Below are 17563 nucleotides of genomic sequence, written 5' to 3' on the forward strand. Positions count from 1 at the left end.
GAGGATTGCGCCGACTTTAAACGATATGTATATTTATGAACTTATAATGATATGCCTCCGTTTACCTGAGGTTTGGGAGTGGGTGCGATGTTTGTCAAATTGTCGTCCCGTTCCCAGATGCGGTCAAGCACCCACCCGGCCATCTCCGTTTGCCCTGGAGGCAAATCTTACTCTTGTAAGACTTTTCTGACCAGTAGAGCCTCGCCGCCGTCCCGCCCAACACCTTCGCCTGGTTCTCATCGGAGAGGTCGGCCAGGAAGGAGCGAGCACGCTCTCGGTACGCCCGATAGCTCGACCCGGTGGCCCCGGCGCCGAACCCGCCGCCGTAGATCAACCGGTCGGGGCCGAACCGCCTCACGAGGTTCTTGACGACCGGCCCCACGTCCCGGTGGGGGTACTCCTCCCGCCTTTGCAGTGACGAGAGCTTAATGACCGTGTTGGTGAGCTTGGCCCAGCCGAGCACCAAGGTGTACTCCTGCGGGCTGCCCTGGAACGGCCTGCCCAGGTGGTCGATGATCACCGTCGTCTCGGGGAACTCCTTGATCAGCGGCTCGAAGCCGGGGGCATACCGGGGCTCGAAGTGGATCTGGACCGCCAGGCCGAGGTCGCCGATGTGCTTCCACAACGCCCGCAACTCGGGCTTGCCGAACAGGGGCAGGCGGTCCGGGGCATAGGCGTGGATGCGGGCGGCGATGATCCTGCCCTTGTGCTTCCTGACCAGGGCGCTCATGCGGTCGAGCGAGCCGGGCCGATCGGCGAAGAACAGACAGGTCCCCTTAAGCTTTCCCCGCCCGACCTCCAGGCAGTGCTCCAGGTAGCGATGGTCATCCCCGTAGGGCTCGGGGTGGACGACCACGGCATTGTCCACGCCCGCCTCGGCCATGCACTTCAGCAGGTGCTCGGGCGTGGCCGGTTGATCCGGCTGATACGGCCCATCGGGGTCGTAGGGGAACCTGGCGTCGTCCTTGCGTGCGAAGCAGTGCAGGTGGGTATCGATCACGGGGACACACCGATCATCGGCCATCGCCCACGATTGGCTCGATGCATGCATCGCTCCCGAGATGGCGGCCTGGAGGAAGTGGCGTCGATGCATGGCGTCGGCCTCCCGGACGGATGGTGCCATTCGCACCGTCACTAGGGCCGGGGGCAAGTCGTGGCGACGACCTCGACTGCAGGTCCTCGCACGGCGTTACCCACCCTCAAATCGATGTGGCCCCACTTGGCTCCGTATCAATTTTGGCCCAGGCTACCAGGGAGGTAAGCTGGGCGCATGGGTATTCGCCCCGACAAGTGAAAATAAAAGGGCTGGTCGCCGGAGGGCATCGCCCGTGACAGGCCCGCCTTCCTCCTTTGCATCAACCTTTTTGTCGCATGCTCGTCATCACGGGAGCAACTTCACGAAAGTCCCCGCCGATGACCTCCCTCGATCAGAGTCATCACCGCCTCCTTCAGGAATAAGGGCAAGTCAGGCCATGCCTCGATGACTCGTCGCAGACTCATGTCCGAACAGGCTCCACAAGCCGCAATCGTGTCATCTTCGAAGTTCTCATCCTGTATGGACTTCTGGCATTCCGCTGCCGGACTCAAAATCCGGTGGGCTAACACCCGTGTCGGTTCGAGTCCGACCTTCGGTACTCAAGATTTGCGGCAGAATGAAGGGTCGTCTTGCCAGAGGCTTACCAAAGCCTTCGGTCAGACGACCCTCGTCGCATTGGGGGCATGGCCCGTCCCTGGAGACTCATGCTGACGGCCCGCTCGAAGTCATGACCCTGGGCGGCATCAGGGTCCACCTCAAGCGTCTGTCGGCCACCCTCGGAAGGGCGTCACCGCTTGGGAAACTTCGCCCTGCCCGGCCTGCAAGCCGTCGTCGAACGACGGGCCAAGGCCGAGGGCCTCCGGGGCAAGTTGTCCCCCGTGACGGTCGGGACGGCGCCCTCAATCCGGTCGAGCGAGGTCGTCGAGGATGGCCCCCAGTCGTTGTTTCTCGCCCTGGCCGAGCGGGAGCAGCGGGGCCCGGAGCGGACCCGCATCCACGCCGAGCCATTCCAGGCCGGCCGCGATCGTGCGGGGCAGCCCTCCCGCCACGATGCACTGCAGGAGCGGGAGCTGGCGATAGAAGGCGCGGCGGGCTGCGGCAAGGTCCTTCCGGACCATCGCGGCCTCGTACAATTCGAGGTTCAGGCCCGGGATCAGGTTGGGGGCCGCCGTGCACCAGCCCCGCGCCCCGGCCGCGAACGCGGCGAGGGCCAAGGGATTGGAACCGTTGAAGAAGGCGACCTCGTCGCCCGCCAGCTGCATCAGCCGCTGCATCCGACCGACGTCCCCGGTGCTCTCTTTGACCATCGTGACGTTGGGGATCTCCAGCAGCCGCGCGATCAACTCGGGCGTCATGTCGATGCCGCCGGTCGCCGGGTTGTTGTAGGCCATCACCGGGATCGAAATGGCCCGGGCCACGGCGTCGTAGTGGCCGATGACCTCCGCGTCGGTGAGCTTCCAGTAGCTCATCGGGATGACCATCACCGCCGACGCCCCGGCCCTTTCGGCGAACCGGGCGTGGTGCACGGTGCGCTCGGTCGTCAGGGCCGACACGCCGACGAGCGTCGGGACCCGGCCGCCGATGTGCGACAGGGTGGCCTCGGCGACCGCCTCCCGTTCGTCGTCGGAGAGGTATGGTAAGACCCCGGTGCTCCCCAGCGGGGCGATCCCGTGCACGCCGCCCGCGAGCAGGCGGTCCAGGAGTACCCGGAGCTTGGGGAGGTCCACCGCCCCATCCGCCCGGAAGGGCGTGATGGGATAGGCGATGATTCCCTCGAAGGGGACGTCGCGCGACATCAATGGGCCTCCCCGGGGCCGGGGGCCGGTTCGCTCTTTTTCTGGGCCTCCTCGCGGAGGGCGATGCCGCCGAGGTTCTGGAGCAGCGGGGCGTTCTCGCACGCCAGGTAGCGGGCCACGCCGGATTCGGCCGTGTTGGTGTGCCGGTGCCAGGCCCAGACCGGGATGTAGAGGGCGTCGCCGGCCTTCCACTCGACCCGGCGGCCCTGGATCTCGCTGTGGCCCTGCCCTTCCAGGACGTACAGCACCGTCTCGTAGGTGTGCCGGTGCATGTTCGACGACTGGCCTGGGTCGAGCCAGCCGATCGTCATGCTGATGCAGTGGGTCGGCAGGTCGACGAAGAAGACCGGGTGCTTGCGCTGGGCGGAGTAATCGCCGTGGCGGCCGGCCGACTCGACCCCCTCGTGGATCAGGCGGTCGGGGATCTCGACCCGCGGGCTCGGCGGGGTCTTGTCGAAGTCGGCGGACTGGTACTTCGTCGGCCGGGTCTCGTGCGTCGTGCTCATGGATCGCCTCCTCGGGTCTGGCGTGCGGGTTCCGGGAGTCCGGGGGTTACTTCAGGGCGGAGAGGTCCGCCCCGTGGTTGATGTGGAAGACCCCGCCGTCGATGACGAGGGCGGGCACGGACACCACCCCGGCCCGCTCGGCCTCGGCGACCCGGTCGCGGGACTCACCGAGGTGGACGACCTCGACCTCGAACCGGGCCGGGTCGAGGGACTCGGCGATGCTCCGCTCGGCGGAGACGCAGACGGGGCAGCCGGCGTGATAGTAGATGGCCTTGGTCATGATCCTGCTCCTGGTCCGGTCGGGGTGATCGCACGCCGCAGGGCCCGTCACCGATGGCCCCTGCGGAGGGCCGAAGTTGTTGACGGGGGTATCCTAGACCCCTAGCCTTGATAGGTCCAAGACCCATTTGTGATGGGTTTGATAGGTGAAATCGATCAGGATCTCCCGTATGGAACTCCGCCACCTGCGCTACTTCCTCGCGGTCTGCGAGGACGAGCACGTGACCCGGGCGGCGGAACGGCTCGACGTGTCGCAGCCGACGCTGTCGCAGCAGATCCGCCAGTTGGAGGACGAGGTCGGGGCCCCGCTGTTCGAGCGGATCGGCCGGCGGCTGCGGCTGGCCTCGGCCGGGGAGATCTTCCGCGAGCACGCCCGGCGGGCCCTGCGGGAGATGGAGGATGCCGTGGTCGCCATCCGGGAGCTGGAAGGGCTGAGGCGGGGCCGGGTCGTGGTCGGCACGGTCCAGACCGCCAACGTCTACCTGATCCCCGGGGCGGTTGCGCGGCTGACCGCGGCCCATCCCGGCCTGTTCGTCCGCGTCGAGGAGTTGTCGGCCGGCGAGATCGCCGAGCGGCTCGCCGCCGGCCGCATCGACCTCGGCATCTCGTTCGCGCCGGCCGATCCGTCGGAGGTCGAGGCCGAGGACCTGTTCGACGAGGAACTGGTCCTCGTCGTGCCGGACGGCCATCGCCTGGCGAGGCGGAAGCGGGTGGGGGCCGGGTCGCTGGAGGGGGAGCGGCTCGTCTTGATGTCGGCCGGGTTCAGCACCCGCCGTCTCGTCGACGAATATCTGGAAGGGTCGAAGGCGAGGCCCGTGATCGCCGTCGAGATGAACTCGATCGAGGGGATCCTGGCGACGGTCCGCAGCAGCGGGGCGGCGACCATCCTGCCGGCCCTGGCGCTGGGCGAGGGCGTCGGCGGGCTGCGATCCGTGGGCCTGGACGGCCCGACGCCCCGGCGCACCGTCTCGCTGCTCTGGCGGCGGGGGGCCTACCGCAGCCACGCCGCCCGGGCGTTCGCGGCGGAGGTCGCCCGGTTCCGCGGCCGGCCCCCGGGACGGGTCGCCCGGGCCGATGAGCCTGAAGGCTGAGGGCGAGCCGGGGCGATCACCGGGTCCGGGGCCGGAGGCTCGCGGCGAAGACGGCCAGGGGGCCGGCGAGCATCAGTCCGCAGGCGAGGCAGACCCCGCCCCAGCCCCGCCCGGACCACGCCATCCCGCCGATCAAGGAGCCCACCCCGGCCCCGACGCAGCACGAGACCATGTACACGGTATTGAGCCGGTTCTGGGCGCCGGGCCTCAGCGAGTAGATCCGGGCCTGGTTGGAGACGTGCGTCATCTGCATCCCGAGGTCGAGCAGGATGACGCCGGCCACGATCCCGCCCAGGTGGGCCCGGCCGGCCCAGAGCACGGCGAACGACACGAGCATGACGGCCAGCCCCAGCCCCGCCATCAGCCCCGGGTCCGTCCGGTCCGCCAGCTTGCCGACCGCCGACGCGGCCAGCACGCCGACCACGCCCACCAGCCCGAACAGCCCCACGACCCCGCTCCCGTAGCGGAACGGGTCCCCGGCGAGGTGGAACGCGAGCGTCGACCAGAACGCCAGGAACACCCCGAACGTCGCCGCACCGTAGAGGCATGCCCGACGCAGCGCGGGCTCGTCCCGGACCAGTTCCCCGAGCGACCGGAGCAGTTGCCCGTAGGTCAACCCGGCGTCGCCCTCGTCCCGGGGCAGCGTCCGGCGCAGGACCACCAGCAGCGCGACCGAGAGGGCGGCGGCGATCCCGTACATCGCCCGCCAGCCGAACTGCTCCCCGACGAGGCCGCTGACGGCGCGGGAGAGCAGGACGCCGACCAGCAGCCCCCCCTGCACCGTCCCCACCACCCGTCCCCGCTCCCCGGGCGGGGCGAGATGGGCGGCGAACGGCAGGAGCAACTGCGGGGTGATCGTCGTCACGCCCAGAACGAAGCTGGCGATCGCCAGCAGTCCCAGGGTCGGCGCGGCCGCCATCGCGACCAGCGAGACCACCACCGCCGCCAGCATCCACAACACCAGGCTACGCCGCTCGACCCGGTCGCCCAGCGGGGCGATCAGGAGCAGGCCGAGGGCGTACCCGATCTGGGGGAGGGCCGGGATGTGGCCGACGCTCCCCTCCGGGACGTGCAGGCTGCCGGCGATCTGGGGGAGCAGCGGCTGGACGTAGTGGAGGTTGGCCACGGTCACGCCACACCCGACGGCCATCACGGCGGTGGTCCGCCGGGTCAGCCGCGGGGCGACCGTTGCCTCCGCTCCGGATTCGATGATCGCGATCGGACTGCCCCCGGGAAGTCGTGTGCTTGAAACGAGATGATCCGCCCGCGAGCGAGAAGCCGACGTCACCGGTTGGTCGAATCGATCGGCCGTGGCGGAACGCCCTCGACCGTGATCCGGATCGGCTTGATGGTGCCGTCCTCGGCGAACTCCATCCGGTCGATGCAGGTGACGCGGGCATTGGCGTCGGTCTCGCCGCGCGGGCGTCGGTGGTAGATGGCGTAGTATTCGTCCGTGCCCGGCACCCGGATCACCGAGTGGTGGCCGGCGCCGGTGGCGATGGCGGGGTCCTGCTTCAGGACCTTGCCGACGCGGCGGAACGGGCCGAATGGGGAGTCGCCGATCGCGTAGGCCACGCTGTAGTTGGGGCCGGTCCAGCCCCCTTCGGACCACATGAAGTAGTACTTGCCGTTGCGGATGAACATGCACGGCCCCTCGACGTAGTTCTCCGGCGTGATCTCGCGGAAGGTCGACCCGTCGGCGAACGGGACGAAGCCGGTGAAGTCGTCGTTCAGCCGGGCGATGTTGCAGTGCCGCCAGCCGCCGTAGATCAGGTAGTGGGCGCCGTCGGCGTCCTTGAAGACGAACTGGTCGATCGGCTGGGCGCCGTTGTGGAACCGGTCGACCAGAGGCTTGCCGAGGTGGTCGCGATAGGGGCCTTCGGGCGCGTCGGCGACGGCCACGCCGATGCCGCCGACCTCCCGGTCGTTCTGGATGTCGTTGGCGCCGAAGAACAGGTAGTACTTCCCCCCCTTCTCGATCACCGAGGGGGCCCACATGGCCCGCCTGGCCCAGGTCACCTTGCCGGTGTCGAGGATGCGCGGGTGCTTTTGCCAGGTGACGAGATCTTGCGACGAGAAGGCGTCGAAGAAGACCTGATCGCGGTACGGGGCGGAGTAGGTCGGGTAGATCCAGTAGGTCCGGCCGAAGATCACCGCCTCGGGGTCGGCGTAGTGGCCGCTCAGGATCGGGTTGCCCGAGGTCTTCGCCGGCCCGTCGGCGGACGCGAAGCCGGCCAGGAGGAGCAGTCCGGGCACGAGGAGGCGGCAGGTCCGGTACATCATGGGGAGATTCAGGCCCGGGTGGTCGGGACGGGACGCCGCGGGGGGGCCGGCGGCACGCGGCGTCGGCCATTATCCCAGACGACGGGAAAGCTCGACAAGGATCGGCCCGCCCGGGTCAACCGCCGGCGTCCTTCCTCGGGCGGCGGAGGAACGCGCGGGCGGCCTCCAGGAACCGCTCGCGGCCGAAGTCGAGGTCGATCATCGGCGCCGGGTAGCCGGCGGGCGGTTTGGCGGCCTTCCAGGGCCGGTGGATCGACTTGCCCGGCAGCCCGGCCAGTTCGGGCACCCACTCGCGGACGTAGTCCCCCTTCGGGTCGAACTTTTCGCCCTGCGACACCGGGTTCAGCACCCGGAAGTAGGGCGAGGCGTCGTAGCCGCAGCCGGCCACCCATTGCCAGTTGCCGATGTTCTGTGCCGAGTCGCCGCACAGGAGCAGGCCCCGGAAGATCGCCTCGCCGACCCGCCAGTCGATCAGGAGGTGCTTGGTCAGGAACGACGCGGTCACCAGCCGCGCCCGGTTGTGCATGAACCCGGTGGCCCGGAGCTGCCTCATCCCGGCGTCGACCATCGGGAAGCCGGTCATCCCCTCCTCCCAGCGTCTGGCCTCCGCCGGGTCGTCCCGCCAGGGGAAGCCGCGCCACGGCTCCTTGAACTCCAGGGTCGCCCCCTCGGGGTGGTGGTCCAGGGCCTCGGCGTTGAAGTCCCACCAGGCGAGTTCCGACCGCCACTTGCTGTCGTGCGACCGATGGACGGCCACGCGGGGCCCGAGCGCCCCGATGTTGAAGTACATGCTCAGGTGCGACGTGCTGGGCCTCCGGGCCGGGAAGTCGCGGGCCACGGGGTAGCCTTCCTCGCCGTGGCGGAGGAACGACTCCAGCCGGGCCAGGGCCGCCCGCTCGCCGGCCTCCGGCAGGGGGATGTCGCTCGCGACGTCGGGGATGGTGCCGCGGGCGATCTGCCGGGGGACGGGCGGCAGATCGGACGGGGTCGGGGCCAGTTTGGGCTTCGGCAGCGACAGCCACTTGCGGCCATACGGCCCGAAGACGGTGTAGCGGCCGCCCGAGTTGGTCCGGACCTCGCCGGGCGGGTGGGTGTACTGGCCGGGGTGGGCGTGGACCTCGACGCCCGCCTCGCGCAGGACGCGGTCGGCGGCCTCGTCGCGCTCGCGGGCGTAGGGGGTGTGGTTGCGGATGTAGTGGGCATGGGTGAGCTTGGCCTCCCCGGCGAGCCGGCCGAGGACCTCATGCGGGACGCCCTCGCGGACGATCAGGTCGGAGCCCAGCGCCCGGTACGACTCGCGGAGGGCCCGGACGTTCTCCAGGAACCACGCCTGACGCCGCGGGGTGGTGGTGGGCCGCCCGAAGATGATCGGGTCGATGATGACCAGGGGAAGGACCGTCTCGCCCGACCGCGCGGCGGCGTCCAGGGCGGGGTGGTCGTGGGTCCGCAGTTCGGTTCGGTGCCAGACCAGGTGCATGAAGGAACTCGTCCGGATCGACGGGATCGGCGGCCCGCGACCGGGTCGCCGCGAGATTGTAGGCGCACGTCAACGATCGTTGCACCAAACCGGACCCGAAGGAGCGGCCCGAGAATGCTGCGCTTTCGAGAACTGTCCTGCTCCTCGTCCACCCGGTGGTCACGTCGAGCGAACCCGATCCCCGGGACGATGGTTGGGATGGCCAACGCGCGGCCGTGAATTCCGGGACGGACGCGTGGTATCCGCGTTCGCCCGTCATTTCGAACCGCCCGGGATTCGCCGACTCCTGGTCAAGGGTCTCTCGCCCGGATCAGAGCGACCGGAGGAAGGCGGCCAGGTCGGCGGCCTCCTCGGGCGAGGTCGCGGCGTCGCGGGGGTGCCGGAACTTGACGAAGACCTCCTCCAGGGTCTTCGCCCGGCCGTCGTGGAAGTACGTCCCGCGCACGCCGGCCTCCAGCAACGAGGGCGGGTTGAATTTGCGGTGTCCCGCCTCGTCGGCCAACCCGACGTCGTAGCTCCCCGCCGAGGTGTAGTTGGGCGGCGCGTGGCACTCGCCGCAGCGGCGGGCGAGGAAGAACCCCCGGCCGCGTTCCACCGCGTCGGCCGCCGCGACCGACGCTGTGGGCCGGGTGGTCGGCAGCGAGCCGAGGTAGGCCACCAGCGCGTCGACCTGATCGTCCGAGGGCGACGGGCCGCGCATGGTCGTCTCGATCGACTTGCGGACCTGATCTTCGAGCCGGTCGCTCGACCCGGTCCAGTTCCAGGGTCCCGTCGCCCCCACGCCCCGGAGCGACGGGACCCGCTTGGGGGTGCCGAACGAGTCGTCCCCCTGCGTGTCGGCCAGCAGCCCATTGGTGTGGCCGTCGGTGTGGCAGCTGTGGCAGCTCATCCAGCCGTCATGCGACAGCCGCGCGTCGCGGAACAGGCGCTCGCCGAGCGCGACCGGGGTGGGCCGGGGCCGGTCCCCCAGCGGGATCGTCCGGACCCGCGCGCCGGTCGCGAGGTCCACGACGGAGATCGTGTCGTCGAACCCGTCGGCGACGTAACCGGCCGCTCCCTTGGGGTCGATCGCCACGGCCGAGGGCCCGCCGCCGACGGCGGCCCGCCGCATTTCCGACCACGGGTCGCGGCCGAGCGCGACCTCGCCCACGCCGCCGAGCGCGACCAGGACGTCGCCCGACCGGCCGAAGGCGAGGCCCGAGGGGTCGCCGGCCGCGTCCCCCGGACCGCCGAGGTCGCGGAGGATGCCGCCCCGCAGCAGGTCGGCGTCGGTGCCGGCCGTCGTCACGGCGTCGACCCGCAGGAAACGGAGGTGGTTGTTGATCAGGGAGCCCCAGTGGACATCCTCGAAGCTGGACCGGGCCAGGCGGTGGAGCGTCTGATGCGCCACGGCGAGCGACCGGCCATCGGGCGACGTCGCGAGCCCCCGGATGTTGTGCGCGGGGAGGGTGCGGATCGATTCGAGCGTGCCCGGCGACGGGTCGATCACGGCGAGTTTGCCGCCGAACCCGTCGGCGACGACGAGGCGCGACCCGTCGCGGACCAGGGCCATCTCGCGAGGGGCGAACGGCAGCTCGATCGCGCAGGAAACCTTCATCACGGGCGACTCTTCTCCCGCGCCCCGCGTGAGGTCGACCAGCGTCACCCGCCTCGCCCCGTTCGAGGTGACGGCGCATCGCGATCCGTCGCCCCAGGCGAGCAGACGGACCGGGTCGGTCCCCACCGCGAGCCGGCCGATGACCCGGGCCGATTCGTCCCGCCACTCCAGCAGGAGCAGGACGTCCGCCCCCCGATCGACCGCGAGCAGGTGGCGGCCGTCGGGGAGCGCGGCGACGTCGGCGAGGCTGCGGCCGACGTCGTGCTCGGCGACGACCCTCGCCCCCGCGGGGTCGACGACCGAAAGGCTACCGCTGTCCCGATTCGCCACGAACAGCCGGGAGCCGTCGGGCGAGAAGGCCAGCGCGACCGGATGTCTCGACCGGGTCGCTGCCGGTTCCTCCGCCGTCAGACCGCCGCCGACCTGCGGGCCGGCCCAGGCCACCAACGCCAGGATCGCCGCGACGTGCTGGACGCCGGTCGCGAAGACACCGATCCGCCCGGTTCCGGCCATGTCTCTCACCTCGATACGCGGGAATCCGATGGATCAGGGGCCGGCCGGCTTGAGATCCCGGGCGAGACGCCCGAGGGCCTTCGCCACGAATGGATCGATCCTGGGGTCATCCGACGCCACGTCGACCCGTCCGATCGGGCCATGGCCGAGGTGCACGATCGGGAGGTCCGGGGAGATCCCATCCTGGGCGTCGAACGGCTCGAATCGCGAGAGCCGCCCCATCTCCGATCTCCGTCGCGTCGGGCCGGCGAGCGGGCGTCCGTCGCCCCGCTCCAGGCGGCCGGTCGTCATCCGCAACCACCACCCGCCGCCCGGGAGCGCCACCGTCGACTGCACCTCGGTATCGGCGCCGGTCGGCGTGCCGACGACCACGGCCCGATGGTTGTCCTGCAGCGCGGCGCACAGCCACACGGCCGCCCCCGTCGTCGTGCGGTCGGCGATCACGGCCAGGGGCAGGTCGCGGAACAGGGCGTCGGGCTCCGCCTCGTAGGCCTCGACCGAGTCGCCGGTGCGGACTCGCCCGATCGTCCCGCCGTCGAGCAGGCTGTCGGCAAGGAGTACGGTGGGATGGAGCCCGGGCTGGGAGACCCCCCGCAAGTCGAGGATCAGGGCGCGGACCCCCTCGGCTTCGAGGCGGGGGGCGACCTGCCGGAGTTCCTGGGGCGTGCTCCCCGAGATGGAATCGAGCCTCAGGTATCCGATCGCGTCGGGGCCGTCGATGCGGAAGGCCCAGCCGCCGTCGGGCCGCTTGCGGACGCCCATGACCGTCTCGCGGGGCAGCCGCCCCCGGGTCATGGTCAGCGTGCGGGCCTCGGTCGATGCCTTGCCGCGGAGCCGGACGACGACGTCGGTCCCCTCCGCCCCGCGGAGCCGATCGATCGTCTCGGCGAGGGGGATGCCCAGGGTGGAGACGCCATCGATCTCCTCGATCCGGTCATCGTTGCGGGCGCCGGCGCGATCGGCGGGCCCGCCCTCGAGAACCTTCGCGATCACCGGCCGCTTCTCCGCCACGTCGTAGGCGATGGCGATCTGGACGCCGACGTAGAGGTTCCCCTCGATCTGCTCGGCAACCCGCAGCTCCTTGTCGGAGAGGAGCGAGGCGCCGGGGATCCCCGAGAGCATGCCCCGGAGCAAGGCATCTTCGAGGGCGCCGGCCTTCAGGTCCACCGCGGAGGAGCGGGGCCAGGCCTCGACGAGCAGGGCGGCGAGTGGCTCGGGGGTCGCGATCGCGGAAGCCCGCCGAGCCAGGTCGGCCGGATGGGGGACGCCGGCCGCGAGGTACACGGCCCTGAGCCCGTCGAGGAACATCTGCTGCCGTGCCGGCGGGTCGATCTGGCGCGATAGGACCGCATCGGCGATCGCCTCGGCACGCCGGGCGAGATCGGCCGGGGGCGGCGCGAGATCGGCGGGGGCGGCCGCGGCGCCGAAGGGTGCGAATGCCCAGCCCAAGGCCACGAGGAGCGATCGACGCATCACGTTCCCCTCCGAAGTTGGATCTCGCCCGGGTTCGTTTCGACACGAGTTTACTCGGGCCAGATGCCGATGTCACGCCGGGCCCCCGAGGCCCTGGGCCGCACGGGGCCGGGAGCCGGTCGCCATCAGTCGAATTTGCGGGCCATTCGGGCCTTCGGCCTGGCATCACCCGGGCGGGTGGTCCGGTCCTGGCGGCGGCCCCGTCCGGCCGTGGCGGGGCGATCGGGCCGTTCCGGGGTGCGGGGGAAGGGTGCCGCCGAGGGGCGTTGGGCCGCGCCGATCATGGTGCCGGGCGAGGGCCTGGCGGCGTGGATCGAGGGGCATGTCCGGGGGCGATCCCGGACGAGGTCGCCTCGGGCGGCGCCTGCGCCCCGCCGGCCGATTCAGATGGGCCCATCGACCGCCCTCCCCCCAGGCGAGCGGTGAGGCGAGGCCGGGCCGCCGATGCCTATCCTTCGGCAAGCCGCCAGGGTAGGACTCGGGCCGCCGGGCCGGGATGAGCCCCCGAGATGGATGGACCGAGTTCGCCATCGGACCGACGCATCGGGGCCGGCCCGCGATACCGGCACGCTCCATCGCTCCTCGTGTGGACGACGCGTCCACCGTGGCATTAAACTCCTCATCCGGTGGGGGGTCGTTAATTGGGCCGATCCTGAAAGATCGTATCGTGTTGGGCGGAGCCTCTCCTATGGACCGATTCCCGACGACTCGCTGGACCCTGGTCTCGGCCGCGGCCGACCCCGGGTCTCCCGGATCGAAGGCGGCCCTCGAAGAATTGTGCATCGCTTACTGGTATCCGGTCTACGCCATGATCCGGGGACGCGGCTACACGCCGGAGGATGCGAGCGATCTCTCGCAGGAATATTTCATCAGGATCCTCGACGGCCGACTGATGCGGGCCGCCGATCGCGGCCGGGGCCGCTTCCGCTCCCTCCTCCGGAAAGACTGTGCCTACTTCCTCGCCGACCACTCCGACCGCCTGCGCAGCGTCAAACATGGCGGGGGGGCGGCCTTCCTGCCGATCGACGACGCCGAGAGGAGATTCTCGCAGGAGTTGAGCCTCGACCTGGACCCGGAGCGACTCTTCGATCGCGCCTGGGCCGTGTCCCTCCTGGGCCGGGCCTTCGACCGCCTGGAGCGGCAGGAGGTCGATGCCGGGCGGGGGGACAGCTTCGATCGCCTCAAGGCGTCGTTGACGGAAGGCATGCGGTCCAGGCCCTATGCGGAACTCGCCGCGGAGGCGGGGACCACGGTGGCCGCCGTCCAGGCGGCGATCGTCCGGCTCCGTCGCAGGTATCGGGAGGCGTTGCGGAGCGAGGTGGCCTCGACCCTCGCCTCCCCGACGGACGCGGAGATCGACGAGGAAATCCGCACGATGCTCGAACTGCTCTCGTCGGATTGACCGCGCGAGTCAGGTCGGCCGGAATATCCCTTATAAAGCTGTAGAGGGATGGGGTCACGATCCCCGCCTCGCACGAGGGTGATTATGATCGCTTCCGGCCACGGCCCATCTTGCCCGAACCTCTCGCTGCCCGGCTCGCCCCTGGATCTGTGCCCCACCTGCCTGATGGCGATCGGGCTGGCCGCGCACGATGATACCGGGGATTCGGCCCCGAGCTTCGAGCATCGCGGGCCGTCGGCCACGCCGCTGCTCGTCCTCGAGCCGATCGCCCACGGGGGCTCGGCCCGCGTCTACCGGGCGCGGGACCAGCGGCTCGGGCGTGACCTGGCCATCAAGGTGTTGAGGCCGCCGTACCGCGAGCGCCCCGAGATGCTCCGCCGGTTCATCGCGGAGGCCCGGATCATCGGGACGCTCCAGCACCCGGGGATCGTCCCGATCTACGAGCTGGGGCGTTGCGACGACGAACTCCCCTACATCGCGATGAAGCTCGTCGAGGGGCAGACGCTGGCGGAATTCATGCGCCCGACCCCGGCCTCCGAGCCGGAGCGTCCGCGTCTCCTGGGCGTCTTCCTCCAGGTCTGCCGGGCCGTCGCCTATGCCCATTCCCGCCGGGTGATCCACCGGGACCTGAAGCCGTCGAATATCCTGCTGGGCCCCTTCGGGGAGGTCCACGTCACGGACTGGGGGCTGGCCAAGGTCCTCGGCGAAGGCGGGGGGCCGGCCAACATCGGATCGCCGGGCGGGCAGGAGGCCGGCGCCCATGACCCCGCCGAATCGCGATTCGGGGCGGTCCTGGGGACGCCTTCCTACATGTCCCCCGAGCAGGCATCCGGCGACCCCTGCCGGATCGACGAGCGGTCCGACGTCTTCAGCCTGGGCTCCATCCTCTGCGAGATCTTGACCGGACGCCCGGCCTACGAAGGGGCGTCGTCGATCGAGGTGCTGAAGCGTTCGGCGGAGGGGGACCTCTCGGGCACGATCGCAAGGCTCGGGGCGAGCGGGGCGGACCCCGGGCTCGTGGCCCTGGCGTGCGACTGCCTGGAGCCGGATCCTTCGCGTCGCCCCCCCGACGCCTCGGTCGTCGCGGATCGCTTGCAAGCTTATCTGGACTCGGTGGGAGAGCGACTCCGGGTCGCCGAGCTGGCGCGGGCCAAGGCCGATGCCCGCGCCGCCGAGGAACAGGCACGACGGCGCCTGACCACCGCCCTGGTCGTCGCGGTCCTGTCATTGTTGGTGACCGTCGGCGCCGGACTCGGCGTCGTCGCGAGGCGTCGCCAGGTCAACAGGGACCGCGTGGCGACGGCGTTGGGCCGGGTCGAGGCCCTCCGCGACGCGGCGAAAGCGGACCCGGATGGCCGACCGGAGCGGTGGGAGGTCGCCATGGCGGCCGCCCGGGAGGCGTCCGATCTGCTGGAGCAGGAGGCCGATCCCGGATCTCTCCGGCGCCTGAGGGGGATCTCCGACGAGATCGGACGCGGCCTCGATGCGACCCGGGCGGACGCGGTCCTGGTCCGGCAGCTCGACCGGATCCGCTGCCACGACGGCCTCGTCAACCTCCCGGCCATCGATTCCGACTACAGGGACGCATTCCGGGACGCCGGCATCGACCTCGACTCCGGGGATCCGGAGGACATCGGCCGGGCGGTGGGCCGTCGCCCCGCGATCACGGCGAAGGCCATCGCCGCGGCCCTGGACGACTGGGCCATCATCCGGAGGCAACTGGCCCATCGCCGCCCGGGCGTGCTCGACCCGGGCGATGCGGGATGGGAGCGGCCGCTGCTCGCCGCCCGGGCCTCGGATCCCGACGATTGGACCAACGCCGTCCGCGATGCGTTCGCCCGGCAGGATGAGGCTTCCCTGGTCCGCCTGGCCTCCGACCCGCGGCTGGATGCCCGGACGGCGACCGGCCTCTGCTTGCTGGGGCGGGTGCTCACCGGCGCGACGCGCGGGGCGCGGGAGGACCTGCTGGCCCACAGCCTGGCCGTGCTCAAATCGGCCCGACGGGTCTACCCCGACGACTTCTGGATCAACCTCACGCTGGCGATCCGGCTCCAGCAGGCCGATTCGGCCGACCTGAGGAGGCAATCGCTCCAGTTCGCGGCGGCCGCGGTCGCCGTCCGGCCGAAGTCCGCCCCGGCCCACGTCGTCCTGGGCCGGGGCCTCAGGGAGAATGGCGACCACGAGGGGGCTGCCTCCGAACTGGAGGCGGCCGTCCGCCTGCGCCCGCTGGATTACTACGTCAGATTCAACCTCGGCAACAACCTCCTGGATCGCAACCAACCGGAGCGGGGGGAGATCGAGCTGCGCGAGTCGGTGCGCCTGAAGCCGGACTGCGGCGATTGCCGCGTCCATCTCGGATACGCCCTGGCGATCCAGGGCAAGATCGAGCCGGCGATCGAGGCGTATCGGGAGGTCCTGCGGCGCGAGCCGGGCTACGACTATGCCCAGGACATGCTCAGGAATCTGCTCGTGGGGCTCGGCCGTTCGGAGGAGGCCGAGGCCCTGGCCCGCGAGGTCGCGAGGACCCGCCCCGGGCCGGCCGCCCGCGTCTCGCTCGGCGAGATCCTCCGCCTCGCGGACCCCGCCAGCGAGGAGGCCGAGGGGGAGTTCAAGGGGGCCCTGGACCTCGACCCGTCCAATGGAGACGCTGCGAAAGGGCTGGTCTCCGTCCTGCTCGCCCGCGGGCAGGCGTCGGCCGCCATCGCCGTGCTCGATGATCTGGCGATGGGAAAGGTGCGGGATGCGGGCGCGGTGGGCCGGCTGGCCCGCCTCCGGGACCTGGCGACGCGGGCCGACGCGATGCATATCCCGATCGCCCGGGAGGAGATCCCTCGCGACGTGGACCTGTGCCTCGATCTCGCCGCCGTCTTCCGGGATCGGCGCGATCACGACTCCGCGGGCCGGCTCTTCGCGGCCGCCCTGGAGGATCACCCCGAATTGATCGAGGACCACTGGCATACGGTCCCCTTCGACGCCGCCTGCAATGCCGTCCTCGCCGCGACCACGATGGAGGGGGACGCCCCCCGGATCTTCGCCATGCGCGAGGAGTCTCGTCGCAAGGCGCTCGGCTTGCTCCGGGCCGACATGGAGACCTGGAGGAAACAACTCGACGCGAGGACGCCCCAATGCCGATTCCACGTCGCCCGATGCATCGCGCGGTGGACGTCGACCCGCGACCTTTCGAGCGTGAGGGGATCCGAGGCGCTGGGCCGGTTATCGCCGTCCGAACGCCGGGAGTGGGAAGCCCTCTGGGAGGACGTCCGCGCCCTGTCCCGACGCGTGGGCGAGATCGATTTCAGGGACACCAAATGAGGCAGCCGGGCCGTTGGATATCTATGGGTGAGAAGATCATGAACATGTGGTGCCTTGAGTCCGCCATCGGATTTCCCGGTGGGCCTGTTCGCAACTTGAGCCTGGTTGGAGGTATCGAGCATGGGCACGATGCTGGAGAAGGTCGGGAGTCTCGAACTCGCCACCCGACTGCGGACCATCCGGGTCGAATGTTTCGGCGAAGCCGGCGTGCCGGACCTCGCCGACAGGATCGGCATCCCGCCGCAGACTTGGGACAATTACGAGTACGGGGTCACGATCCCCGGGTCCGTCCTGCTCGGCTTCCTGGCGATAACATGCACGGAGCCGATGTGGCTGATGACCGGAGATGGGCCCCGTTATCGCTCCTTGCCCCTGGAAACATCCCGCTCTGGCTGGAGATGACATCGCGATCGCGGGGAGCAGGGCGGATGGGATTCACCGGAATCTAACCCCGTCACCGCAGGCGTGCGGCGGCGTCCTGTGCCGAGCGAACGACGTGCATGCGATTCGACTGCCATGGGCATTGATATGGCGGCTGTGCGGCGATATGGAATGCGATTTTATTGGATAGCAGGTATGGATTGTGACCGTTAATGCTTGGTGAATTTGTGTGCGTGTGTAATCTGGATTGTGCCGTGTGTGTGGTGCGCTGTTAAGCGGCGAATTGCCCCTCCCAGGGCACGTCCCGACGGCGATGAAGCCGTCTTGCGCCGATGATACTCCCGGCCTCCCGGGGCGATGGGGACCACCGGGATGGCCAGCGTCGGCCGGCCATCCCGGTGGAACTTCGCCTTCGTG

At 70.3% G+C, this 17563-nt stretch carries 13 protein-coding genes and 1 tRNA gene; 5 read left to right on the forward strand and 9 right to left on the reverse strand.

The genetic code is table 11. The annotated features are described in order from the left end of the window. Nucleotides 1-94 precede the first annotated feature (94 nt). Nucleotides 95-1093: an amidohydrolase family protein gene (locus TA3x_RS02835; RefSeq protein ID WP_435018588.1), complete on the reverse strand. Its 999-nt coding sequence runs from the start codon at nt 1091-1093 to the stop codon at nt 95-97. A 426-nt stretch (nt 1094-1519) separates the two neighbouring features. On the opposite strand from TA3x_RS02835, the gene TA3x_RS02840 reads away from it, so the two are divergent. Then, nucleotides 1520-1634, forward strand: a tRNA-OTHER gene (locus TA3x_RS02840). 301 nt (nt 1635-1935) lie between these two features. Here TA3x_RS02840 and TA3x_RS02845 read toward each other — a convergent pair. From TA3x_RS02845 to TA3x_RS02855, 3 genes are read right to left on the reverse strand one after another with little or no spacing between them, the layout of a single operon-like run. Beyond that, entirely contained in the window at nt 1936-2832 is an 897-nt protein-coding gene (locus TA3x_RS02845; protein ID WP_435018589.1) for a dihydrodipicolinate synthase family protein, read from the reverse strand. After that, nucleotides 2832-3338 carry a cupin domain-containing protein gene (locus TA3x_RS02850; RefSeq protein ID WP_435018590.1) on the reverse strand — a complete coding sequence of 169 codons (507 nt, stop codon included), beginning with the start codon at nt 3336-3338 and terminating at the stop codon, nt 2832-2834. Before TA3x_RS02850 ends, TA3x_RS02845 begins: the two co-directional genes overlap by 1 nt. A 46-nt stretch (nt 3339-3384) precedes the next feature. Beyond that, the gene (locus TA3x_RS02855) at nt 3385-3618 is read right to left on the reverse strand and encodes a glutaredoxin family protein (protein ID WP_435018591.1); all 234 of its coding nucleotides are present in this window, start codon (nt 3616-3618) and stop codon (nt 3385-3387) included. A gap of 169 nt (nt 3619-3787) precedes the next feature. On the opposite strand from TA3x_RS02855, the gene cynR reads away from it, so the two are divergent. Next, nucleotides 3788-4708, forward strand: a complete 921-nt coding sequence (gene cynR / locus TA3x_RS02860; protein WP_435018592.1) for a transcriptional regulator CynR — start codon at nt 3788-3790, stop codon at nt 4706-4708. 16 nt (nt 4709-4724) lie between these two features. Here cynR and TA3x_RS02865 read toward each other — a convergent pair whose 3' ends face one another. The 5 genes from TA3x_RS02865 to TA3x_RS02885 form a co-directional block, all read right to left on the reverse strand. After that, nucleotides 4725-5858, reverse strand: coding sequence for an MFS transporter (locus tag TA3x_RS02865; RefSeq protein ID WP_435018593.1), 1134 nt, complete (start codon nt 5856-5858; stop codon nt 4725-4727). A 134-nt stretch (nt 5859-5992) separates the two neighbouring features. Further along, nucleotides 5993-6988 carry a glycoside hydrolase family 43 protein gene (locus TA3x_RS02870; RefSeq protein WP_435022277.1) on the reverse strand — a complete coding sequence of 332 codons (996 nt, stop codon included), beginning with the start codon at nt 6986-6988 and terminating at the stop codon, nt 5993-5995. A gap of 118 nt (nt 6989-7106) precedes the next feature. After that, nucleotides 7107-8468, reverse strand: a complete 1362-nt coding sequence (locus tag TA3x_RS02875) for a cryptochrome/photolyase family protein (protein ID WP_435018594.1) — start codon at nt 8466-8468, stop codon at nt 7107-7109. A 310-nt stretch (nt 8469-8778) separates the two neighbouring features. Then, entirely contained in the window at nt 8779-10578 is a 1800-nt protein-coding gene (locus tag TA3x_RS02880; protein ID WP_435018595.1) for a cytochrome c peroxidase, read from the reverse strand. Between the two features lie 33 nt (nt 10579-10611). Then, a complete protein-coding gene (locus tag TA3x_RS02885; protein WP_435018596.1) occupies nt 10612-12051 on the reverse strand; it encodes a S41 family peptidase in 1440 nt (479 codons plus the stop codon). A 688-nt stretch (nt 12052-12739) separates the two neighbouring features. Here TA3x_RS02885 and TA3x_RS02890 point away from each other — a divergent pair. The 3 genes from TA3x_RS02890 (at nt 12740) to TA3x_RS02900 (ending at nt 17167) form a co-directional block, all read left to right on the forward strand. Beyond that, complete coding sequence (locus TA3x_RS02890) at nt 12740-13453, forward strand: RNA polymerase sigma factor (RefSeq protein WP_435018597.1); 714 nt, start codon at nt 12740-12742, stop codon at nt 13451-13453. Nucleotides 13454-13537: 84 nt separating this feature from the next. Continuing rightward, nucleotides 13538-16765, forward strand: coding sequence for a protein kinase domain-containing protein (locus TA3x_RS02895; RefSeq protein WP_435018598.1), 3228 nt, complete (start codon nt 13538-13540; stop codon nt 16763-16765). Nucleotides 16766-16885: 120 nt separating this feature from the next. Next, on the forward strand, nt 16886-17167 hold the full coding sequence (locus TA3x_RS02900) for a hypothetical protein (protein WP_435018599.1): 282 nt from the start codon (nt 16886-16888) through the stop codon (nt 17165-17167). Nucleotides 17168-17563: the final 396 nt, after the last annotated feature.

Origin of the sequence: Tundrisphaera macrotermitis (assembly GCF_051175315.1) — a bacterium.
Taxonomy (GTDB): Bacteria; Planctomycetota; Planctomycetia; order Isosphaerales; family Isosphaeraceae; genus Tundrisphaera.

What these genes read in the sequence shown, in the direction of transcription:
- TA3x_RS02835 (WP_435018588.1), bottom strand. Translation starts at nt 1,093, where the DNA reads ATGCATCGACGCCACTTCCTCCAGGCCGCCATCTCGGGAGCGATGCAT.
- TA3x_RS02845 (WP_435018589.1), bottom strand. Translation starts at nt 2,832, where the DNA reads ATGTCGCGCGACGTCCCCTTCGAGGGAATCATCGCCTATCCCATCACG.
- TA3x_RS02850 (WP_435018590.1), bottom strand. Translation starts at nt 3,338, where the DNA reads ATGAGCACGACGCACGAGACCCGGCCGACGAAGTACCAGTCCGCCGAC.
- TA3x_RS02855 (WP_435018591.1), bottom strand. Translation starts at nt 3,618, where the DNA reads ATGACCAAGGCCATCTACTATCACGCCGGCTGCCCCGTCTGCGTCTCC.
- cynR (WP_435018592.1), top strand. Translation starts at nt 3,788, where the DNA reads ATGGAACTCCGCCACCTGCGCTACTTCCTCGCGGTCTGCGAGGACGAG.
- TA3x_RS02865 (WP_435018593.1), bottom strand. Translation starts at nt 5,858, where the DNA reads ATGGCCGTCGGGTGTGGCGTGACCGTGGCCAACCTCCACTACGTCCAG.
- TA3x_RS02870 (WP_435022277.1), bottom strand. Translation starts at nt 6,988, where the DNA reads ATGTACCGGACCTGCCGCCTCCTCGTGCCCGGACTGCTCCTCCTGGCC.
- TA3x_RS02875 (WP_435018594.1), bottom strand. Translation starts at nt 8,468, where the DNA reads ATGCACCTGGTCTGGCACCGAACCGAACTGCGGACCCACGACCACCCC.
- TA3x_RS02880 (WP_435018595.1), bottom strand. Translation starts at nt 10,578, where the DNA reads ATGGCCGGAACCGGGCGGATCGGTGTCTTCGCGACCGGCGTCCAGCAC.
- TA3x_RS02885 (WP_435018596.1), bottom strand. Translation starts at nt 12,051, where the DNA reads ATGCGTCGATCGCTCCTCGTGGCCTTGGGCTGGGCATTCGCACCCTTC.
- TA3x_RS02890 (WP_435018597.1), top strand. Translation starts at nt 12,740, where the DNA reads ATGGACCGATTCCCGACGACTCGCTGGACCCTGGTCTCGGCCGCGGCC.
- TA3x_RS02895 (WP_435018598.1), top strand. Translation starts at nt 13,538, where the DNA reads ATGATCGCTTCCGGCCACGGCCCATCTTGCCCGAACCTCTCGCTGCCC.
- TA3x_RS02900 (WP_435018599.1), top strand. Translation starts at nt 16,886, where the DNA reads ATGGGCACGATGCTGGAGAAGGTCGGGAGTCTCGAACTCGCCACCCGA.